Here is an 18,682-nt window from a genome sequence, read left to right on the forward strand (position 1 = left end):
CCTATTTGCAGTCAGCGCGGCTCCATATGCGCAATCATCAACTGCACACTCTCATTACCGCGAAACTCGTTCACATCCAGCTTGTACGCCAACTCCACCCAGCGCACCGTCGGGTTTGGCCACACTTCGCGGTCAATGCCGAAGGCAATGCCATCCAGCCGCACCGAGCCACATTCGCTCTTGAGCACCACTTTCAGGTGCCGTTCGCCAACCACACGCTGCTCCACCAACTGGAACACGCCATGGAACAGCGGCTCCGGGAAGTGCTGGCCCCAAGGCCCGGCGTGGCGCAGGGCCTTGGCCAGGTCGAGGTGGAATTCCTCGACCGCCAGGCTACCGTCGGATAACAGCCGGCCGGTCAGGTCTTCTTCGCGCAGTTGACGCCGCACCTCTTCATCGAACGCCTCAGCAAATGCCGGGAAATTGGCCTCGGGCAACGATAACCCTGCCGCCATGGCGTGGCCGCCGAACTTGCTGATCAGTTGCGGGTGGCGCGCGGCCACGGCATCCAGCGCATCGCGAATATGGAAGCCCGGCACCGAGCGCGCCGAACCTTTGAGCATGCCGTCGCCAGCATCAGCGAACGCAATGGTCGGCCGGTGGTAACGTTCCTTCAGACGCGAAGCCAGAATACCGATCACCCCTTGGTGCCAATCGGCATCGAACAGGCACAAGCCGTAGGGCATGGACTCGACCGGCAGGTCCTTGAGCTGGGCCAGGGCCTCGCGCTGCATGCCCTGCTCGATGGACTTGCGGTCCTGGTTCAGGTCGTCCAGCTGCTGGGCCATGTCCTGGGCCAGCGCCGCGTCTTCGCACAGCAGGCATTCTATACCCAGGCTCATGTCGTCCAGCCGCCCTGCGGCGTTCAACCGCGGGCCGAGGATGAAACCGAGGTCGGTCGAGGTGATCCGCCGGTGATCACGGCGGGCCACTTCGAGAATGGCCTTCAGCCCTGGTCGGGCTCGACCGGCGCGGATGCGCTCGAGGCCTTGGTGCACCAGGATGCGGTTGTTGGCATCCAGCGGCACCACGTCAGCAACACTGCCCAGCGCCACCAGATCGAGCAGCTCGCCAATGTTCGGCTGTGGCTGCGCCTCGTAGCGCCCAAGGCTGCGCAAGCGAGCGCGCAGGGCCATCAACACATAGAAGATCACCCCTACCCCGGCCAGCGACTTGCTCGGAAAGCTGCAGCCCGGCTGGTTGGGGTTGATGATGGCATCGGCATCGGGCAACTGCTCGCCCGGCAGGTGGTGGTCGGTGACCAGCACCTTGAGCCCGGCGGCCTTGGCGGCTGCCACCCCATCAACACTGGAAATGCCGTTGTCCACGGTAATCAGCAACTGCGGCTGGCGCTGCAGCGCCACCTCGACGATTTCCGGGGTCAGGCCGTAGCCATACTCGAAGCGGTTGGGCACCAGGTAATCGACATGGGCCGCACCCAGCAGGCGCAGGCCCAGCACCCCGACGGTGCTGGCGGTGGCACCGTCGGCATCGAAGTCGCCGACGATGAGGATGCGCTGGCGCTGGTCGATGGCTTCGACCAGCAGGTCCACACCGGCCTCGATGCCCTTGAGCTGCTGGTACGGCAGCAGGCGTGCCAGGCTTTTGTCCAGCTCGGCCTCGCTCTGCACGCCGCGCGCGGCGTAAAGGCGGGTCAGCAAGGGTGGCAGGTTACCCAGAAATGGCAGGGTCGGCGGCAGCGGGCGAGGTTCGATACGCATGGGTTGCTTCAACCACGCTCACCGAGCAGCCACTGCAGTTGCACTTCATGCTGGCCACGGTCGTCAGTCACGAATACCGTACCTTCACTGATCATCACGTCCCACTTGATGCTACGCGGCATGTCGGTCGCCAGGGTTTCCAGCACCTCTTGCGGCACAGCGGCAATGCTCAGGTTTTTCAGGTTCTTGACCGCGCTCACCACTTTACCCTCCCACACTCGCAAGCTGCCGTAAGCCAGCAAGCTGGTGCGTTCGGTACGGCGCGAGCACCAGGTCAGGCGATCGGCATCGGGCTGGCCAACTTCAATCCAGTGCAGCACGCGATCGTCCAGGCTCTTTTCCCACAGCGCCGGCTCATCGACATCCGACAGGCCGCGGCCAAACGACAAGTTCTCGTTGTACCAGAGCGCGTACGCCAACAAACGAACGGCCATGCGCTCTTCGGTTTCCGAAGGGTGCCGAGCGATAGTCTGTTTGACGCTTTCGTAGACGTTGCGATCAAGGTCGGTGAGATTCAATTCGAACTTGTAGGTGGTGGACGGCTGGGCCATGGTCGACGGGCTTCGTGCAAAAGAAAGTGGCACAGTCTAACCCATCCGCACCTTCCATGCCCCGCAGCAGTACCCGGCGAAACCGACGTGTGATAAAACCACGGCTCTGCCCAACTGCCACGGACACCCCATGTCGACGCCCAGCAAACCCCTCGCCGGCCTTAAAGTTGTCGAACTCGGTACCCTGATCGCAGGGCCGTTCGCCTCCCGTATCTGTGCCGAATTCGGCGCCGAAGTGGTCAAGGTCGAATCGCCCGATGGCGGCGACCCGCTGCGCAAGTGGCGCAAGCTGTACGAGGGCACCTCGCTGTGGTGGTTCGTGCAGGCCCGCAACAAGCAGTCGCTCACCCTCAACCTCAAGCACACCGAGGGCCGCGATATCCTCAAGCGCCTGCTGGCCGAGGCCGACATCCTGATCGAAAACTTTCGCCCGGGCGTGCTGGAAAAACTCGGTTTGGGGTGGGATGAGCTGCATGCGCTGAACCCGCGCCTGGTGATGGTGCGCCTGTCGGGCTTTGGCCAGACCGGGCCGATGAAAGACCAGCCAGGCTTCGGTGCCGTAGGCGAGTCGATGGGCGGCCTGCGCTACATCACCGGTTTCGATGACCGCCCGCCAGTGCGCACGGGGATTTCCATCGGTGACTCGATTGCCGCCCTGTGGGGGGTGATCGGCGCGCTGATGGCGCTGCGCCACCGGGAAGTCAATGGCGGCCAGGGCCAGGTGGTGGACGTGGCCCTGTACGAGGCGATCTTTGCCATGATGGAGAGCATGGTCCCGGAATTCGATGTGTTCGGTTTCATCCGCGAACGCACCGGCAACATCATGCCAGGCATCACGCCCTCCTCCATCCACACAAGCGCCGACGGCAAGCATGTACAGATCGGCGCCAACGGTGATGCGATCTTCAAGCGCTTCATGCAGGCCATCGGTCGCGATGACCTCGCCAACGACCCTACCCTGGCCAGCAACGACGGCCGCGACCTGCGTCGTGACGAGCTGTATGGGGTAATCGACCGCTGGGCCAACAGCTTGCCACTGGAGCAACTGATGCAGGTGCTGACCACTGCCGAAGTGCCAGCCAGCCGTATCTATTCGGCCGAAGACATGTTCAACGACCCCCAGTACCTGGCACGCGAAATGTTCCTGCAGGCCAAGCTGCCGGATGGCAAGCCATTCCACATGCCCGGCATCGTGCCCAAGCTGTCGGAGACTCCCGGCTCTAGCGAATGGGTCGGCCCGGCCTTGGGCGAGCATACCGAGGCGCTGCTCGGCAGCCTGGGCTACGACGCAGCGGCCATCGCCAGCCTGCGCGCAGCGGGCACGGTCTGATCCTGGCGCTGACCGGCTCCATGTGCGCGCCCCGCTGCCTACGCCATCTGCTCCTGCTCTGCGGGCTATTGCCTGCGTTGCTGTTGCAGCCAGCAAGCGCCAAGGAGCACCTCTTCTGGCTGGTGCGCGACCTGCCACCGTTCACCATTTTTGAAGGCACGGAAGAAGGCCAGGGGGTCATCGACCAGTTGTTACCGCTGCTGATCAGGCAGATGCCCGAGTACGAACACAGCATCGTGCGGGTCAACCGCGCCCGCGGCCTGCAGATGCTGCAAGACCGTGACACCTTCACCTGCGACCCAACCCTGCTGTGGACCCCTGAACGGGCCAAGTATGTGCATTTTTCCGTTCCAGCGCTGGGCGTGCTTAGCGGCGGCCTGGTGTTGCGCAAGGAAAACCAGGCGCTGGTGGCACCCTACCTCGACGGCCATCAGGTGGACCTGCATGGCCTGCTGAGCAAGGCCCCGCTAAAGCTGGGGATTGTCGCCGAGCGCAGCTACGGCACGCAGATTGACAGCATCCTGCGCCAGTTGCCCGACAGCGCGCTCAGCCGCCACTACGGCAACGAGGCCACCGCCAACCTGTTGCAGATGCAGCAACTGGGGCGCCTGCGCCTGGTGCTCGGCTACTGGCCTGAAGTGCGCTACCTGATCCAACAACAAGGCGGGTCACTGGCTGACTACCAGTTTCATACTGTGCAGGGCGTGAATCGCTACCAGTTTCTGCATGTGGGGTGTTCAAACAGCGAACTGGGGCGTGCGGCAGTTGCCCACATCGACCAGTTGCTGCCTACCCTGCGCCGGGATGTGTTGCCAGGGTTGTATGCCCGCTGGCTGGACCTGGCATTGCGAGAAGACTATCTACAGGAAAGCCGGCGTTTCTTTGAGGACAAATAAGCCCAACCCGTATGCACGGTCGTTGCAGAAGCAGACGGGGGATACGTGCCTGCCGAGAAAAAGAAACCCCGGGCGCTGGGGAAGACGCCCGGGGCCAAGCGAAAGCCCTTGAGGACTTCCCGTGACAGCCTTGCCAGCGCCGGAGCAAAGCACTGGCTGGCTGCCCTTACACTGTCTGATGAACCACTCAGGCAAAGGTTCCCTGCGGTTGCTGGCGATGCTGCAATGCTGCGATGACACATGGCTGCAACCGCCCCTCAGCTATCTGCAGGTCTCGGTGCAAGCCGTCCACGAGGTCGATCAGCAGGCGGTGCTCCTGCAATTGGCGCTCGCTGACCGTGCGCCGCAAGGTAATACCTGAGAGAGGGTCGTGAACGGTCAGTTGGCGATTACCACTGGGATCGGCGGTGCCGAGGTGGGTCTGATAGGGCGTCAGGGCTTCGTTGAGCAGGCTGCAGATTCTTTCCATCCGGATCACTCGCTGCGTGGTGGGACCTAAAGTAACTGACCAGCAGGCGCCGCAGAAAGTTCGTCAAACCGCGCCCGCTTCAGTGAGCATGCGGGGCTGGCATGACAGTTTGAATACGCCTCCCTGGGCGCACCTGCAGTGTTTGCAAGGCATGCTGCAGGCGTGGCATCGACAGCGGCCAGGGTAACTCGTCGAGCACCCACATGCCGCGCTTTCTGGCCTCTTGGGCAAGGTTTTGACGCGCTGGGGCAGGCTGACCGACGAACAGCAATGCGCGCGCTCGCTGCGATTGGGCGAACAGGGCAAGGCCGGCCCGGGCTGGCATGGCGTGGTCGAGGATCAGCAGGTCGGGGCGACGCTCAGCACAGAGGCAGGCGTCGAGGTCAGCGATGCTCTCGCTGATGCGCACGTTGAAGACGCCTTGGCCGTTAAGCGCCTGGTGCAAGAGGATCTGGTGGGACGGGCGAGCCTGGTGGATCAACACATAGGGCTGGTGCATGAGCCGCTCCTGTTGGGAGGACCGGCTAATTTATGCGGGGTGCTCGGCAGGCCGAATAGGATGTTTCTGATAGACCTGAGGGAAAAGGCTGAGACGTTGGGGCTGCTCTGCAGCCCCAAACGCCATGCAATTACAGCGGCTTGCCGCGGTTGCCGTGCTGGCTGACAAAGCCCTGTACAGCCTTCAGGTCGTTGGCCAGTACCGTGCAACGCTCTTCACGGCTGAACAGGTCGCTGAGGTGCGCGGGTAGCTCCAGCGCTTTGCCCACACCGGCCTTCTCCACCGCGTCCGGGAACTTGACCGGGTGCGCGGTACCCAGCACCACCATTGGCGTGTCCAGGCTACGGCGGCACTCGCGGGCAGCCTTGACGCCGATTGCGGTATGCGGGTCGAGCACTTCACCGGTGGCGGCGAACACTTCTGCGATGGTCTCGCAGGTTTGCTCGTCGCTGACTGCCAGCGAGTCGAACAGTTTGCGGGCTTCGGTCCAGCGGTCTTGCTCGACGCTGAAGCCGCCACCTTGCTTGAAGTTGGCCATCAGCTCGGCAATCGCCCCACCGTTGCGGCCATGCAGGTCGAACAGCAGGCGCTCGAAGTTGGACGAGACCATGATGTCCATCGACGGCGACAGGGTCGCGTGCAGGGTTTCCTTGACGTACTGGTTGCCGCTCATGAAGCGGTGCAGGATGTCGTTGCGGTTGGTGGCGACGATCAATTGGCTGACCGGCAGGCCCATGTTGCGCGCCAGGTAGCCGGCGAAGATGTCGCCGAAGTTGCCGGTCGGTACCGAGAACGCCACCGAGCGCGCCGGGCCACCCAGCTGCAGGGCTGCATGGAAGTAGTAGACGATCTGGGCCATGATCCGCGCCCAGTTGATCGAGTTGACGGCGACCAGGCGGGTGCCCTTGAGGAACGACTGGTCGGCGAAACTGGCCTTGACCATTTCCTGGCAATCGTCGAAGTTGCCTTCGATGGCGATGTTGTGGATGTTGTCGCCAAAGATGGTAGTCATCTGGCGGCGCTGCACTTCAGACACACGCTGGTGCGGGTGCAGGATGAAGATGTCGACGTTGTCGCAACGGCGGCAGCCTTCGATCGCGGCAGAACCGGTATCACCGCTGGTGGCACCGATGATGACCACGCGCTCGTTGCGCTTGGCCAGCACATGGTCAAGCAGGCGGCCGAGCAACTGCAGGGCAAAGTCCTTGAACGCCAGGGTCGGGCCGTGGAACAGCTCCAGCACCCACTCGTTGCTGTTCAGCTGACGCAACGGGGCGACCGCCGCGTGGGCGAACTCGCCGTAGGTCTCTTCGAGGATCTTCTTGAAGTCGGCGTCGGCGATGCTGTCTTCGACGAACGGACGCATCACGCGGAAGGCCAGCTCGTGGTAGGGCAAGCCGGCCCACGAGGCGATTTCTTCCTGGGTGAAGCGTGGCAGGTTTTCCGGCACGTAGAGGCCGCCGTCGCTGGCCAGGCCAGCCAGCAGCACGTCTTCGAAATTCAGGGCCGGTGCCTGGCCGCGGGTACTGATATAGCGCATGGGTGCAAACCTTCGATGCTGGGGCCGGGGCCGCGCGGGCGGCCCATCGGCAATATTTGTTAGTTGAGCTGCTCGACGCGAATGCGCACAACCTTGCCGACCACGTCCTGCAGGGCTTCCAGGGCGACGATGGCGTCATTGATACGCTGCTCGACCACGCCATGGGTCACCAGGATCATTGGCACCAGGCCATCCTGTTCCTCGGCTTCCTTCTGCATGATCGACTCGATGTTGATACCGCGCTCCGAAAGGATGCTGGCGACCTGGGCCAGTACGCCCGGGTGATCCTTGGCCTGGATGCGCAGGTAGTAGGCGCTTTCGCAGGCTTCGATCGGCAGGATCGGGTGGGCCGACAGCGAGTCTGGCTGGAAGGCCAGGTGCGGCACACGGTTTTCCGGGTCGGAGGTCATGGCACGGACCACGTCGACCAGGTCGCCGACCACTGACGAAGCGGTAGGCTCCATACCCGCGCCAGCACCGTAGTACAGGGTGGAGCCAGCAGCATCACCGTTGACCATGACAGCGTTCATCACGCCGTTGACGTTGGCGATCAGACGGTCGGCCGGGATCAGCGTCGGGTGCACGCGCAGCTCGATACCTTCGGCGGTGCGACGCGCCACGCCCAGGTGCTTGATGCGGTAGCCCAACGCCTCGGCGTAGTTCACGTCTGCCGTTGTCAGCTGGGTGATACCTTCGGTGTAGGCCTTGTCGAACTGCAGCGGGATACCGAACGCGATGGACGCCAGGATCGTCAGCTTGTGCGCAGCGTCAATGCCTTCTACGTCAAAGGTCGGGTCGGCTTCGGCGTAGCCCAGCGCCTGAGCTTCGGCCAGCACGTCCGGGAAGGCACGGCCCTTCTCACGCATTTCGGTGAGGATGAAGTTACCGGTGCCGTTGATGATGCCAGCCAGCCAGTTGATGCGGTTGGCCGACAGGCCTTCGCGGATGGCCTTGATCACCGGGATGCCACCGGCTACGGCCGCCTCGAACGCGACAATCACGCCCTTCTCGCGGGCCTTGGCGAAGATTTCGTTGCCGTGCACGGCAATCAGCGCCTTGTTGGCAGTGACCACGTGCTTACCGTTTTCGATGGCCTTCAGCACCAGGTCGCGGGCGATGGTATAGCCACCGATCAGCTCGATGACAATGTCGATCTCCGGGTTGCTTGCAACTTCGAACACGTCAGCGGTAATGGGGGTACCGGTAATCTGGCAGTTCGGGTTCTGCGAGCGCATGGCGATCTGTGCCACTTCAATACCGCGCCCGGCACGGCGGGCAATCTCCTCGGCGTTGCGCTGAAGTACATTGAAGGTTCCGCCACCGACGGTCCCCAACCCACAGATGCCTACTTTGACCGGTTTCACTGTGAACTCCCCATTGAACGGCCGACACGTTTGCCGACCGTGAAACTTGCCGTCACCCCATGACGACGGCGTACTGAACTGGATTACTTGGCAAGTGCCAGCTTGGCGACCTGCGGTGCAGGCTGGTAGCCCGGAATGACCTGGCCGCTCTCAAGAACAATGGCCGGCGTGCCGTTGACACCGATCGACTGACCCAGCTGGAACTGCTTGCTGACCGGGTTGGTGCACTTGGCGGCCTTGATTTCTTTACCTTCGACCATTTTGTCCATCGCCCCACGGCGGTCGCTGGAGCACCACACTGCCTGCAACTGCTGGTCACCCGACGAACCGAGGCCCTGGCGCGGGAAGGCGACATAGCGCACTTCAATACCGCGACGGTTCAACTCGGGCACCTCGGCGTGCAGCTTGTGGCAGTACGGGCAGGTGGTGTCGGTGAACACGGTGATGTGCGACTTGGTCTCGCCCTTGGCAGGATAAACCACCATCTCGGCGGCTGGAATGCCGTTGATGAGCTTGGCGATACCTTGGCGTTCGGCTTTTTCGGTGAGGTTGACCGGCTTGCCGTCCTGGATCTGGAACAGGTAGCCCTGCATCACGAACTGGCCATCCGCGCTGGCATACAGCACGCGGCCGCCCTGCAGCTTGACTTCATACAGGCCGTTGAGCGGGCTGCTGGCCACGCTTTCCACGGGCACTTCCAGCTCGAGGTTCTGCAACGATTTACGGATGGCCTGCTCGGCACCGGCGTTGCTATCGGTTGCCGCGGCAACGGCAAAGGTACTGGCCAGCGCCAACGCGGCGGCGGCGAAAAACTGGGTCACGCGCATGGGAACTCCTGAAGGCGGACAGGGGCCGGAGGGCGCCACCTGCGGAAAATACGCGGTGACCGTGCGGCCCTTGGTGCAAACCGCTCAAGCCTACCACATCACGCTGCCCGTGAAGGGGGTCGCAAGGACCGGTCGGCGGAACATGAAAAACATTCATCCACGCGGGTGGTGCTGGGCGTGCAACTGCTGCAGGCGCGCCTTGGCGACGTGGGTATAGATCTGCGTGGTCGACAGGTCACTGTGGCCCAGCAGCATCTGCACCACCCGCAAGTCGGCACCGTGGTTGAGCAGGTGGGTGGCGAAGGCATGCCGCAGGGTGTGCGGCGACAGCGGCTTGTCGATGCCGGCAACCCGTGCGTGGTGTTTGATACGGTGCCAGAAGGTCTGGCGCGTCATCTGCTCGCCGCGCTGACTGGGGAACAGCACGTCGCTGGGACGGCCATTGAGCAGTTCGGCGCGACCATCGCGCTGGTAGCGCTCCAACCACACCACCGCCTCTTCACCCATGGGCACCAGGCGTTCCTTGCTGCCCTTGCCCATCACCCGCAGCACACCCTGGCGCAGGTTGACCTGGTCGAGGGTCAGGCTGACCAGTTCGGTAACCCGAAGGCCGCACGCGTAGAGCACTTCGAGCATGGCACGGTCGCGTTGGCCAATGGCTTCGCCCAGGTCCGGAGCCTGCAACAGGGCTTCGACGTCGGCTTCGGACAGCGACTTGGGTAGCGGCTTGCCCAATTGCGGCATGTCGACCTGCAGGGTCGGGTCGATGGCCACCAGCTTTTCCCGCAGCAGGTAACGGAAAAAGCCGCGCAGACCGGAGAGGAAACGCGCCGTGGAACGTGGCTTGTAGCCCTGATCCAGGCGCCAGGCCAGGTGATCGAGGATCAGGTCGCGGCCGGCGTCTGGCAGCGATACCGAATGCTCCTGCAGCCAGCCATTGAACAGGGCCAGGTCGCTGCGGTAGGACACGCGGGTGTTGTCGGACAGGCCTTTTTCCAGCCATAGGGCGTCAAGGAACTGGTCGATCAGGGGGTGGTCGAGGGCGGGCATGAAATCTCGGTGGCAAACGACGAAATGGCGCTTAGTCTTTCATAACAACGTCGGCATAGGGAGCCCGCATGAACGAACAGCAGATCCTTCTGAGTGTGGGCGGCATCGGCGCAGCAGCGCTCGCCTGCCAATGGCTGGCCTGGCGCCTGAAGCTGCCGGCAATTCTGTTTCTGTTGTTGGCCGGGATCATTGCCGGCCCAGCGCTGGGGTGGCTCGATCCCGAAGCGCTGTTCGGCCCATTGCTGATGCCGCTGGTGTCGCTGGCGGTAGCGCTGATTCTGTTCGAAGGCAGCCTGACCCTGCACCTGTCGCAGTGGCGCGAGATCGGCAGCGTGGTGCATCGCCTGGTCACGGTGGGCGCACTGGTCACCTGGCTGGTGATTGCACTGGCAACCCACTGGCTGCTCGGGTTCGACTGGCCGCTGGCGATTCTCTTCGGCACCCTGACCCTGGTGACCGGCCCAACAGTGATCGTGCCCATGCTGCGCGTGGTGCGACCAAAGGCAGCGATCGCGAACATCCTGCGCTGGGAAGGGATCATGATCGACCCGATCGGCGCGCTGCTCGCCGTGGTGGTATACAGCTTCATCATCGCCAGCGCCGAGGGTAACGGCCTGAGCCAGAGCCTTGTTACCTTCGCCGGCGTGATCTTCTGCGGCACCGCCCTGGGCGCGGCGGGGGGCTGGCTGTTGGGGCAAATAATGCGCGAACAGTGGCTACCAGAGTACCTGCACAACCTCGCGTCACTGGCGGCGGTACTGGGTATTTTCATCGCCGCCAACCAGATCGTGCACGAGTCGGGGCTGCTGGCGGTCACCGTGATGGGAATGTGGCTGGCCAACATGCGCGGGGTTGATGTGCGACAGATCCTGCACTTCAAGGAAAACCTCAGCGTGCTGCTGATTTCCGGCCTGTTCATCCTGCTGGCTGCACGCCTTGACCTGCATGCCCTGCTAGGCCTTGGCCCTGCCGTCCTGGCGCTGTTGCTGGTGATCCAACTGCTGGCACGCCCTCTCAGCGTCTGGCTGGCCACACTGGGCTCGACACTCAAATGGCGGGAGCGCGCGCTGCTGGCCTGGATTGCTCCACGCGGCATCGTTGCTGCAGCCGTTTCAGCCATTTTTGCCATCCGTCTGGACCAGGCCGGCCACCAGGATGCCTTGCTGCTGGTACCGTTGACCTTCGCGGTAATCATCGGCACGGTGGTACTGCAAAGCGCTACGGCCAGGCCGCTGGCACGCTTGCTCAAGGTCGCTGAACCGGCCCCCAGCGGGTTTCTCATCGTCGGCGCCAACGAGCCGGCCCGGGCCATCGCCAAAACCCTTCAGCAATTGGGCTGCCGGGTTTTGCTGACGGACTCCAGCTGGGAAAACATCCGCGCCGCGCGCATGGACGGGCTCACGACCTATTTTGGCAACCCGGCCTCGCAGCATGCCGACGCCCATCTGGACCTGGTCGGCCTCGGGCACTTGCTGGGCCTCTCTCCTGCCGGCGAAATCAATGCATTGGCCTGCGCCAGGTTCCGTCACGATTTCGGGCACAGCCGGCTGTTCGTGCTAGCCAGTGGCCTGGAGAAACAACGCAGCGACAAACATCGAGCGGCCGAAGAGCACCGCGGGCATCTATTGGGGGCCAAGCCGATGACCTATTTGCAACTGGCCAACCGCATGCATCAGGGCGCCGAGTTGTATAGCACCAACCTGACCGAAGGCTTTGGCTGGGACGCCTACCAGGCGCTGCATGGCGAGCGTGCACACTTGCTGTTCGCACGCGATGACCATGGCTGGGTTCATGTAGCCAGCCCTGATAACCCGTTGCAGCCACAACCGGGCTGGACCCTGGTGGCATTGATCGAGCCAGCACCGGAGCCGTGACACTCAGGCGCCTGGCAGCACGGGCACCGGGCGCTTGTCCTCGTCGATGGCGACGAAGCTGAACACCCCATGGATCGCCCGGTCACGGCCATCCAGGTACATGTTCTCGACAAACACATCCACCTGCACCTGCAAGCTGGTGTTGCCGACCTTGATCACCGTCCCCACCAGCTCGACGATCGAGCCCGCCGGAATCGGGTGCTTGAAATCGATGCGGTCGGTAGACACGGTCACCAACGGCAGGCGGCAAAAACGCGTGGCAGCGATGAACGACACTTCGTCCATCCAGGCCAGGGCGGTGCCGCCGAACAGGGTGTTGTGGTGGTTGGTGGTATTGGGGAACACCGCCTTGGTCACGCGGGTCACCGACAGTTCGGTGCGGCGCTGGATTTCCTGGTCTCGGGTCGTCATGGCAATCACATTTTCGGGGTTTCAAAACGCAAAAAAGCAGCCCGAAGGCTGCTTTTTTCTCGCTAGGCGGCCTCGGCCACCGGGCAAACTGCACTCAGGACAGTTTTTCCTTGATGCGAGCGGCTTTGCCGGACAGGTCGCGCAGGTAGTACAGCTTGGCTTTACGCACGTCACCACGACGTTTCACGGCCAGGCTGTCGATTTGCGGGCTGTAGGTCTGGAAGGTACGCTCTACGCCAACGCCGCTGGAGATCTTGCGCACGGTGAAGGCGCTGTTCAGACCGCGGTTACGCTTGGCGATAACGACGCCTTCGAACGCCTGCAGACGGGAACGCTCACCTTCCTTCACTTTAACCTGAACGACAACGGTGTCGCCTGGTGCGAAGGTTGGGATTTCCTTGCTCATCTGCTCGGCTTCGAGCTGCTGGATGATCTTGTTGGTCATGCTGTGCTCCTAAGATGGATACGCGATCCACCATCGATACGTTTAACTATCGTCCCGCTCGCGGAGATATTCCTCGAGCAGCTTCTTCTCTTCTCCAGAAAGCGAGCGACTTTCCAGAAGATCGGCGCGTCGTTCGAAGGTCCTACCAAGGGACTGCTTCATCCTCCAACGCCGGATATGTGCATGGTTGCCACTTAGCAACACGTCGGGAACACGCTGATCCGCATACACCTCAGGCCGGGTGTAGTGCGGGCAATCGAGCAGACCGTCGGTGAAGGAATCTTCTTCCGCCGAGTCCACATGCCCTAAAGCTCCGGGCAGCAGTCGCGTAACCGCATCGATCAGTACCATGGCCGGCAGCTCGCCACCGGAAAGCACATAGTCGCCAATCGACCACTCCTCATCGACATGAGCCTCGATAAAGCGCTCGTCGATGCCTTCATAACGACCGGCGATCAGGATCAACGATTCCTGTTCGGCCAGGCCTTTGACCGCCTGCTGAGTCAGCTTGCGGCCTTGTGGCGAAAGGTAGATCACCTTCGCCGCTGCTCCGGTCGCCTGCCTGGCGCTAACCAGGGCGTCTTCCAGAGGCTTGATTTTCATCACCATGCCCGGACCACCGCCAAACGGCCGATCATCTACCGTGTGGTGACGATCTGTGGTGTAGTCCCGCGGGTTCCAGCAAGTCACCTGAAGCAACCCTTGTTTCACCGCGCGGCTGGTAATGCCGTACTCCGTGATGGCCGAGAACATCTCGGGGAACAACGTGATGACGTCTACGCGAAGGTTACCCATCGTTTAGAAGTCCGCGTCCCATTCGACCCGCATCACGCCTGCTTCGAGGTCGATTGCCAGCACACATTGCTCCGTATAGGGCAACAGACGCTCGCGATCATCCAGGCTGCCTGCGCAGGGCTTGACCACCATTACATCGTTCGCACCGGTCTCCAACAGGTGATCGACCTTGCCGAACAGTTGTTCGTCCTGGTTGATGACCTTCAGACCTACCAACTGGTACCAGTAGTACTCGTCGGCAGCCAGGTTGGGCAAAAGGCTCCGCGGGATGCAGATTTCGTAACCGCTCAGAAGACGGGCTTCATCGCGATCGTCGAGACCTTTCAGCTTCACGACCAGGCCCTTTTGGGAGCCACGACCGCTGACCAGCTCGACCTGCTTTACCTTGCCTTCGTGCCGAAGCGTCCAGCGTGGATAATCCAACAGGTTTTCAATCGGATCGGTAAAGGAATACACCTTCACCTCGCCGCGAACGCCGTGAACCGAAAAAATCTTGCCAACGACGATGAGGTCGTCAGCCTTTTCTGGCGTCGCGTTCATACTATTCAGGCAGCGGCCTTGGCAGCTTCCTTCAGCAGCTGAGCAACACGCTCAGACGGCTGTGCACCCTGGCTCAGCCAGTAGGTGACGCGCTCTTGGTTGACCGACAGCTTAACTTCGGCGCCAGCAGCGATTGGGTTGAAGAAACCTACGCGCTCAACGAAACGGCCGTCACGGGCGTTACGCGAGTTGGTCACGGTCAGGTGGTAGAATGGGCGCTTTTTCGAGCCGCCACGGGCCAGACGAATGGTTACCATGTGAACATCGTTCCTATAGTCGGTGCTGCAGTTGATACAGCAGCTGGTACTGCAAATCTGAATGCCAAATAGGCACACGGGTGCCCAAAAGGCCGCATATTCTCGGGGAATACACGGACATTTGCAAATGACTTTTTCGGCAAGGCCTCGCCCTGCCGTCCAGATTTGCCGGTTGCGCCGCGAAATTCGCGGCTGTTGCCCCGCTACAGCGGGGGTTCTGGGCGCCTGCCCGACAAAAGGCAGGCACCCGGATCGGGGGTTACAGCTTTGGCATGCCGCCACCTGGCAGCATCCCGCCGAGGCCGCGCATCATCTTGGCCATGCCGCCTTTGGCAGAGAACTTCTTCATCATCTTCTGCATCTGCTTGTGCTGCTTGATCAGCCGGCCGATGTCCTGCACCTGGGTACCGGAACCCAACGCAATACGGCGCTTGCGCGAACCGCTGATCAGGTCAGGGTCGCGGCGCTCGGCCGGGGTCATGGAGTTGATGATCGCTTCCATCTGCTTGAACTGCTTTTCGGCCGCGCCCTGGGCATTGCCCATTTGCGACAGGTTGACCCCGCCGATGCTTGGCAGCTTGTCCATCAGGCCGCCGAGGCCGCCCATGTTCTTCATTTGCTGCAGCTGGTCACGGAAGTCTTCGAGGTCGAAGCCCTTGCCCTTCTTCAGCTTCTTGGCCAGCTTGTCGGCCTTGGCCTTGTCGATGGTCTGTTCGGCCTGCTCGATCAGGCTGAGCACGTCGCCCATGCCGAGGATGCGCGAAGCGACGCGGTCGGGGTGGAACGGCTCGAGGGCCTCGGTCTTCTCACCCATACCGATGAACTTGATCGGTTTGCCGGTGATTGCACGTACCGACAGCGCAGCACCGCCTCGGGCGTCACCGTCAACCTTGGTCAGCACCACACCGGTCAGCGGCAGCGCCTCGCCAAAGGCCTTGGCGGTGTTGGCAGCGTCCTGGCCGGTCATGGCGTCGACCACGAACAGCGTCTCGATCGGTTTGACGGCAGCGTGCAGCGCCTTGATCTCGTCCATCATGTCGGCGTCGATGTGCAGACGGCCGGCGGTGTCGACGATGACCACGTCGATGAACTTCAGCTTGGCTTCACGGATGGCGGCTTCGGCGATGGCCACCGGCTTCTGGCTGATATCGGACGGGAAGAAGGTGACGCCGATATCGTTGGCCAGTGTTTCCAACTGCTTGATCGCCGCCGGACGATAGACGTCGGCAGACACCACCATCACGCTCTTTTTCTTGCGCTCTTTAAGAAAGCGCGCCAGCTTGCCGGCGGTGGTGGTCTTACCGGCGCCTTGCAGGCCCGCCATCAGCACGACGGCAGGCGGGGCGGCGTTCAGTGCGAGGTCTTCGTTGGCCGCGCCCATCAGGCTTTCCAGCTCGGCCTGAACGATCTTCACGAAGGCCTGGCCCGGAGTCAGGCTGCGCGACACCTCGGTCCCGACCGCACGATCCTTGACGCTGTTGACGAAATCCTTGACTACCGGCAGGGCAACGTCGGCCTCGAGCAGCGCCATGCGCACTTCGCGCAGCGTGTCCTTGATGTTGTCTTCGGTCAGCTTGGCCTTGCCGGTGACATGGCGCAGCGTCTGTGACAGGCGGTCGGTCAGGTTTTCGAACATGGTGATCCTTTCAGGCCCAGTAAAGCCGAGGTTTGTCAGGTGCCAGGGGGGGAAACACACACCCGCCGGGCACAGCAAGGCGGCGATTATAGCGAAGTGCAGCGGCGACGCACACCTTGGTAGATATTCGGTGGCTGTGCTGGCCTCTTCGCGGGCGCGCCCGTTCCCACAGGATCCTCACTGCTTGCAGGCCTGCGCCATACCTGTGGGAGCGGGCGTGCCCACGAATGCCCCGACACAAGCCTTCAGTCTTCCTTGATCAGCGGAATCTATGCCAAACTCCGTCTCTTTAAAGGCTCGCCAACCAGGACTTATGGTCTCCTCACCCAGCCTCATCCCCAACCTGATCGCAGCCGGCCTATATATAGCGGCGGCCATCTACCAGGGCTCATACCTGTCCCAGGGCCGCAAGGCCGAAAAGCGCCTGCTTGGCCTGCTGGGTGCCATCGCAGTCCTGGCCCAGGCCGGTGCACTGTTCTTCCAGCTGATCACCCCGCTGGGCCTGAGCCTGGACTTCTTCAGCGCCGCCAGCCTGATCGCCGTGGCGGTCATTTCCCTGACCCTGCTGGCCTGCCTGCGCATACCCGTGGAAAACCTGCTGGTGCTGCTGTTCCCGCTGGGTGCGGTGACCGCGCTGCTGGCCCAGTTCGCCCCCCCCGGCACGGTACCGCTGATCAACGAAGAACCCGGCATCCTTGCGCACATCCTGTTGTCGATCCTGGCCTACGGGCTGTTCACCATCGCGGTGTTCCAGTCGCTGCTGTTGCTGCTGCAGGACCGCCAGCTGAAGAACAAGCACCCGTCCGGGCTGATCCGCAACTTCCCGCCACTGCAAACCATGGAAAGCCTGCTGTTCGGCTTCCTCTGGGCCGGCTGGTGCCTGCTGTCGCTGTCGCTGATCTCCGGCTGGCTGTTCCTCGACAACCTGTTCGCCCAGCACCTGGCGCACAAGACCTTGCTGGCCTGTGTCGCCTGGGTGGTGTTCAGCGTGCTGCTGTGGGGCCGCACCCGCCTGGGTTGGCGGGGCCACATGGCCATCCGCTGGACGCTGAGCGGTTTCTGCCTGCTGATGCTGGCCTATTTCGGCAGCAAGCTGGTTCGCGAATTCATCTTGCATATCTGACGGCCGCCCATGGACACCCTGCCGTACGCACCGCTATTCGGCACTCTGGCACTGGCCCTTTTGTGGTCAGCACTGTTCACTGCCGTGGAGGCTGCCCGCCTGCAGCTCAATGGCACACTGCGCGCCGGCGAAGACGGCCATCCCGTGCTGCCAGCCCAGGCCTTGGTGCTGTGCGCCAGCCTGGGCAAGCTGCTGGTGCTGGGGCTGGCCTGCCTGGTGGGCCAGCGCCAGAGTGGCGAGCACGGCTTCTGGCTGGCAGGCCTGGCCGCGACCCTCACCTTGCTGGTGTTTGCCGAGTACCTGCCGCGGCGCCTTGCCCGGCGTAACCCGCAGGCGTTCGTGAGCCTTGGTGCCAGCCTGCTGAAAGTGCCTCTCGCACTGCTGCAGCCACTGGCCTGCCTACTGGACGGCGCCGCCAAGCTGATTCTGCGCCCGTTCCGGGCACAGCCCACAGCGGTGGCCCTGCACACGCAGGAGGCCGACGACTTCGATGAGGATGAACAGCACGAAGCACCTCGCCAGGGTCTGCTCGACGGCCTGCAGTCACTGGACAAGATCACTGTCAACGACATCCTGGTGCCGCGCAACGAAGTGGATGGCATCAACCTCGACGAGCCGATCGAACGCATCGTCGAGCAGCTGATCGTCAGCCGCCACACCCGCCTGCCGGTCTACCACAACGACATCAACCAGGTCGAAGCGATCCTCAACACCAAGCTGATCAGCCACCTGCTGCCCAAGGCCGAGCTGACCCTGGAAGCGCTGCACAGCGCCTGCTACGAACCTTATTTCGTACCGGAAAGCACGCCCCTGCAAATGCAGTTGTTGAACTTCCACAAGCAGCAGCGCCGCTTGGGCGTGGTGGTGGACGAGTACGGCGAAGTACTGGGTATCGTCACCCTGGAAGACATTCTCGAAGAGATCGTCGGCGAGTTCGAGGACGAGCAAAGCCTGGAAAACCCGCATGTGCACCCGCAACCCGATGGTACCTTCGTCATCGATGGCACCGCTTCGTTACGCGAAATCAACCGCACCCTGAGCTGGCACCTGCCCTGCGACGGCGGGCCGAAAACCCTCAACGGACTGGTCACCGAAGCGCTGGAAAGCATCCCGGAAAGCGCTGTTTGCCTGAAGATAGGCCGCTATCGCCTGGAAATCCTTGAAACAGAGGACAATTGCGCCAGCAAGGTACTGGTGTGGACCGTGACCCGATAGCTATACTCGGGTCACGCTTACCCAGCCCCGCCGTCACGCCTGCTACCCGCACCCGGCGCTCCACGGCCAGTCCGCTCCACTGATACGCCCTGCGGTCCTGCGTCAACACCCCCGAACAGTACCCGCCCCGCCCGTACCC

General features: G+C 62.5%; 19 protein-coding genes. 5 read left to right on the top strand and 14 right to left on the bottom strand.

Annotation, left to right across the window (positions count from 1 at the left end; all coding sequences use genetic code 11):
* Positions 1–11: 11 nt before the first annotated feature.
* Both recJ and PRJ_RS22015 read right to left on the bottom strand, forming a co-directional pair.
* Entirely contained in the window at positions 12–1,721 is a 1,710-nt protein-coding gene (gene recJ / locus PRJ_RS22010) for a single-stranded-DNA-specific exonuclease RecJ (RefSeq protein WP_020192999.1), read from the bottom strand.
* Between the two features lie 8 nt (positions 1,722–1,729).
* A complete protein-coding gene (locus tag PRJ_RS22015) occupies positions 1,730–2,272 on the bottom strand; it encodes a YaeQ family protein (RefSeq protein WP_003252169.1) in 543 nt (180 codons plus the stop codon).
* Between the two features lie 130 nt (positions 2,273–2,402).
* Between PRJ_RS22015 and PRJ_RS22020 the strand changes: the two genes are divergently transcribed.
* A complete protein-coding gene (locus PRJ_RS22020) occupies positions 2,403–3,602 on the top strand; it encodes a CaiB/BaiF CoA-transferase family protein (protein WP_104962458.1) in 1,200 nt (399 codons plus the stop codon).
* A 20-nt stretch (positions 3,603–3,622) separates the two neighbouring features.
* Positions 3,623–4,498, top strand: coding sequence for a TIGR02285 family protein (locus PRJ_RS22025; protein ID WP_104962459.1), 876 nt, complete (start codon positions 3,623–3,625; stop codon positions 4,496–4,498).
* A 187-nt stretch (positions 4,499–4,685) separates the two neighbouring features.
* On the opposite strand, the gene PRJ_RS22030 is transcribed toward PRJ_RS22025, so the two are convergent.
* The 6 genes from PRJ_RS22030 to xerD form a co-directional block, all read right to left on the bottom strand.
* Entirely contained in the window at positions 4,686–4,967 is a 282-nt protein-coding gene (locus PRJ_RS22030) for a DUF3509 domain-containing protein (protein ID WP_104962460.1), read from the bottom strand.
* Positions 4,968–5,046: 79 nt separating this feature from the next.
* The gene (locus PRJ_RS22035) at positions 5,047–5,466 is read right to left on the bottom strand and encodes a response regulator (protein ID WP_104962461.1); all 420 of its coding nucleotides are present in this window, start codon (positions 5,464–5,466) and stop codon (positions 5,047–5,049) included.
* A gap of 130 nt (positions 5,467–5,596) precedes the next feature.
* The gene (gene thrC, locus PRJ_RS22040) at positions 5,597–7,006 is read right to left on the bottom strand and encodes a threonine synthase (RefSeq protein WP_104962462.1); all 1,410 of its coding nucleotides are present in this window, start codon (positions 7,004–7,006) and stop codon (positions 5,597–5,599) included.
* A gap of 59 nt (positions 7,007–7,065) precedes the next feature.
* Complete coding sequence (locus PRJ_RS22045) at positions 7,066–8,370, bottom strand: homoserine dehydrogenase (RefSeq protein WP_003252157.1); 1,305 nt, start codon at positions 8,368–8,370, stop codon at positions 7,066–7,068.
* 83 nt (positions 8,371–8,453) lie between these two features.
* Positions 8,454–9,197: a thioredoxin fold domain-containing protein gene (locus tag PRJ_RS22050; protein ID WP_104962463.1), complete on the bottom strand. Its 744-nt coding sequence runs from the start codon at positions 9,195–9,197 to the stop codon at positions 8,454–8,456.
* Between the two features lie 153 nt (positions 9,198–9,350).
* Positions 9,351–10,247 carry a site-specific tyrosine recombinase XerD gene (xerD, locus tag PRJ_RS22055; protein ID WP_003252154.1) on the bottom strand — a complete coding sequence of 299 codons (897 nt, stop codon included), beginning with the start codon at positions 10,245–10,247 and terminating at the stop codon, positions 9,351–9,353.
* 68 nt (positions 10,248–10,315) lie between these two features.
* Between xerD and PRJ_RS22060 the strand changes: the two genes are divergently transcribed.
* Positions 10,316–12,121: a sodium:proton antiporter gene (locus tag PRJ_RS22060; protein WP_104962464.1), complete on the top strand. Its 1,806-nt coding sequence runs from the start codon at positions 10,316–10,318 to the stop codon at positions 12,119–12,121.
* A gap of 3 nt (positions 12,122–12,124) precedes the next feature.
* Here PRJ_RS22060 and PRJ_RS22065 read toward each other — a convergent pair whose 3' ends face one another.
* From PRJ_RS22065 to ffh, 6 genes are all read right to left on the bottom strand, one after another.
* On the bottom strand, positions 12,125–12,532 hold the full coding sequence (locus PRJ_RS22065; protein ID WP_014592194.1) for an acyl-CoA thioesterase: 408 nt from the start codon (positions 12,530–12,532) through the stop codon (positions 12,125–12,127).
* 94 nt (positions 12,533–12,626) lie between these two features.
* Positions 12,627–12,977, bottom strand: a complete 351-nt coding sequence (gene rplS, locus PRJ_RS22070) for a 50S ribosomal protein L19 (RefSeq protein WP_003252148.1) — start codon at positions 12,975–12,977, stop codon at positions 12,627–12,629.
* Between the two features lie 42 nt (positions 12,978–13,019).
* Positions 13,020–13,772 (bottom strand): tRNA (guanosine(37)-N1)-methyltransferase TrmD, encoded by a 753-nt coding sequence (gene trmD, locus PRJ_RS22075; RefSeq protein WP_003252146.1) that lies wholly within the window; start codon positions 13,770–13,772, stop codon positions 13,020–13,022.
* 3 nt (positions 13,773–13,775) lie between these two features.
* Positions 13,776–14,312, bottom strand: a complete 537-nt coding sequence (gene rimM / locus PRJ_RS22080; RefSeq protein ID WP_003252144.1) for a ribosome maturation factor RimM — start codon at positions 14,310–14,312, stop codon at positions 13,776–13,778.
* A 5-nt stretch (positions 14,313–14,317) separates the two neighbouring features.
* Positions 14,318–14,569 carry a 30S ribosomal protein S16 gene (gene rpsP / locus PRJ_RS22085; RefSeq protein WP_003252142.1) on the bottom strand — a complete coding sequence of 84 codons (252 nt, stop codon included), beginning with the start codon at positions 14,567–14,569 and terminating at the stop codon, positions 14,318–14,320.
* A gap of 259 nt (positions 14,570–14,828) precedes the next feature.
* A complete protein-coding gene (gene ffh, locus PRJ_RS22090) occupies positions 14,829–16,205 on the bottom strand; it encodes a signal recognition particle protein (protein ID WP_003252139.1) in 1,377 nt (458 codons plus the stop codon).
* 313 nt (positions 16,206–16,518) lie between these two features.
* Here ffh and PRJ_RS22095 point away from each other — a divergent pair, with 313 nt between their 5' ends.
* Both PRJ_RS22095 and PRJ_RS22100 read left to right on the top strand, forming a co-directional pair.
* Entirely contained in the window at positions 16,519–17,328 is an 810-nt protein-coding gene (locus tag PRJ_RS22095; RefSeq protein ID WP_064490840.1) for an inner membrane protein YpjD, read from the top strand.
* Between the two features lie 9 nt (positions 17,329–17,337).
* Positions 17,338–18,543, top strand: coding sequence for a transporter associated domain-containing protein (locus PRJ_RS22100; RefSeq protein ID WP_010952559.1), 1,206 nt, complete (start codon positions 17,338–17,340; stop codon positions 18,541–18,543).
* Positions 18,544–18,682: the final 139 nt, after the last annotated feature.

Origin of the sequence: Pseudomonas sp. XWY-1, from assembly GCF_002953115.1 — a bacterium.
In the GTDB taxonomy this organism is placed as follows: domain Bacteria; phylum Pseudomonadota; class Gammaproteobacteria; order Pseudomonadales; family Pseudomonadaceae; genus Aquipseudomonas; species Aquipseudomonas alloputida.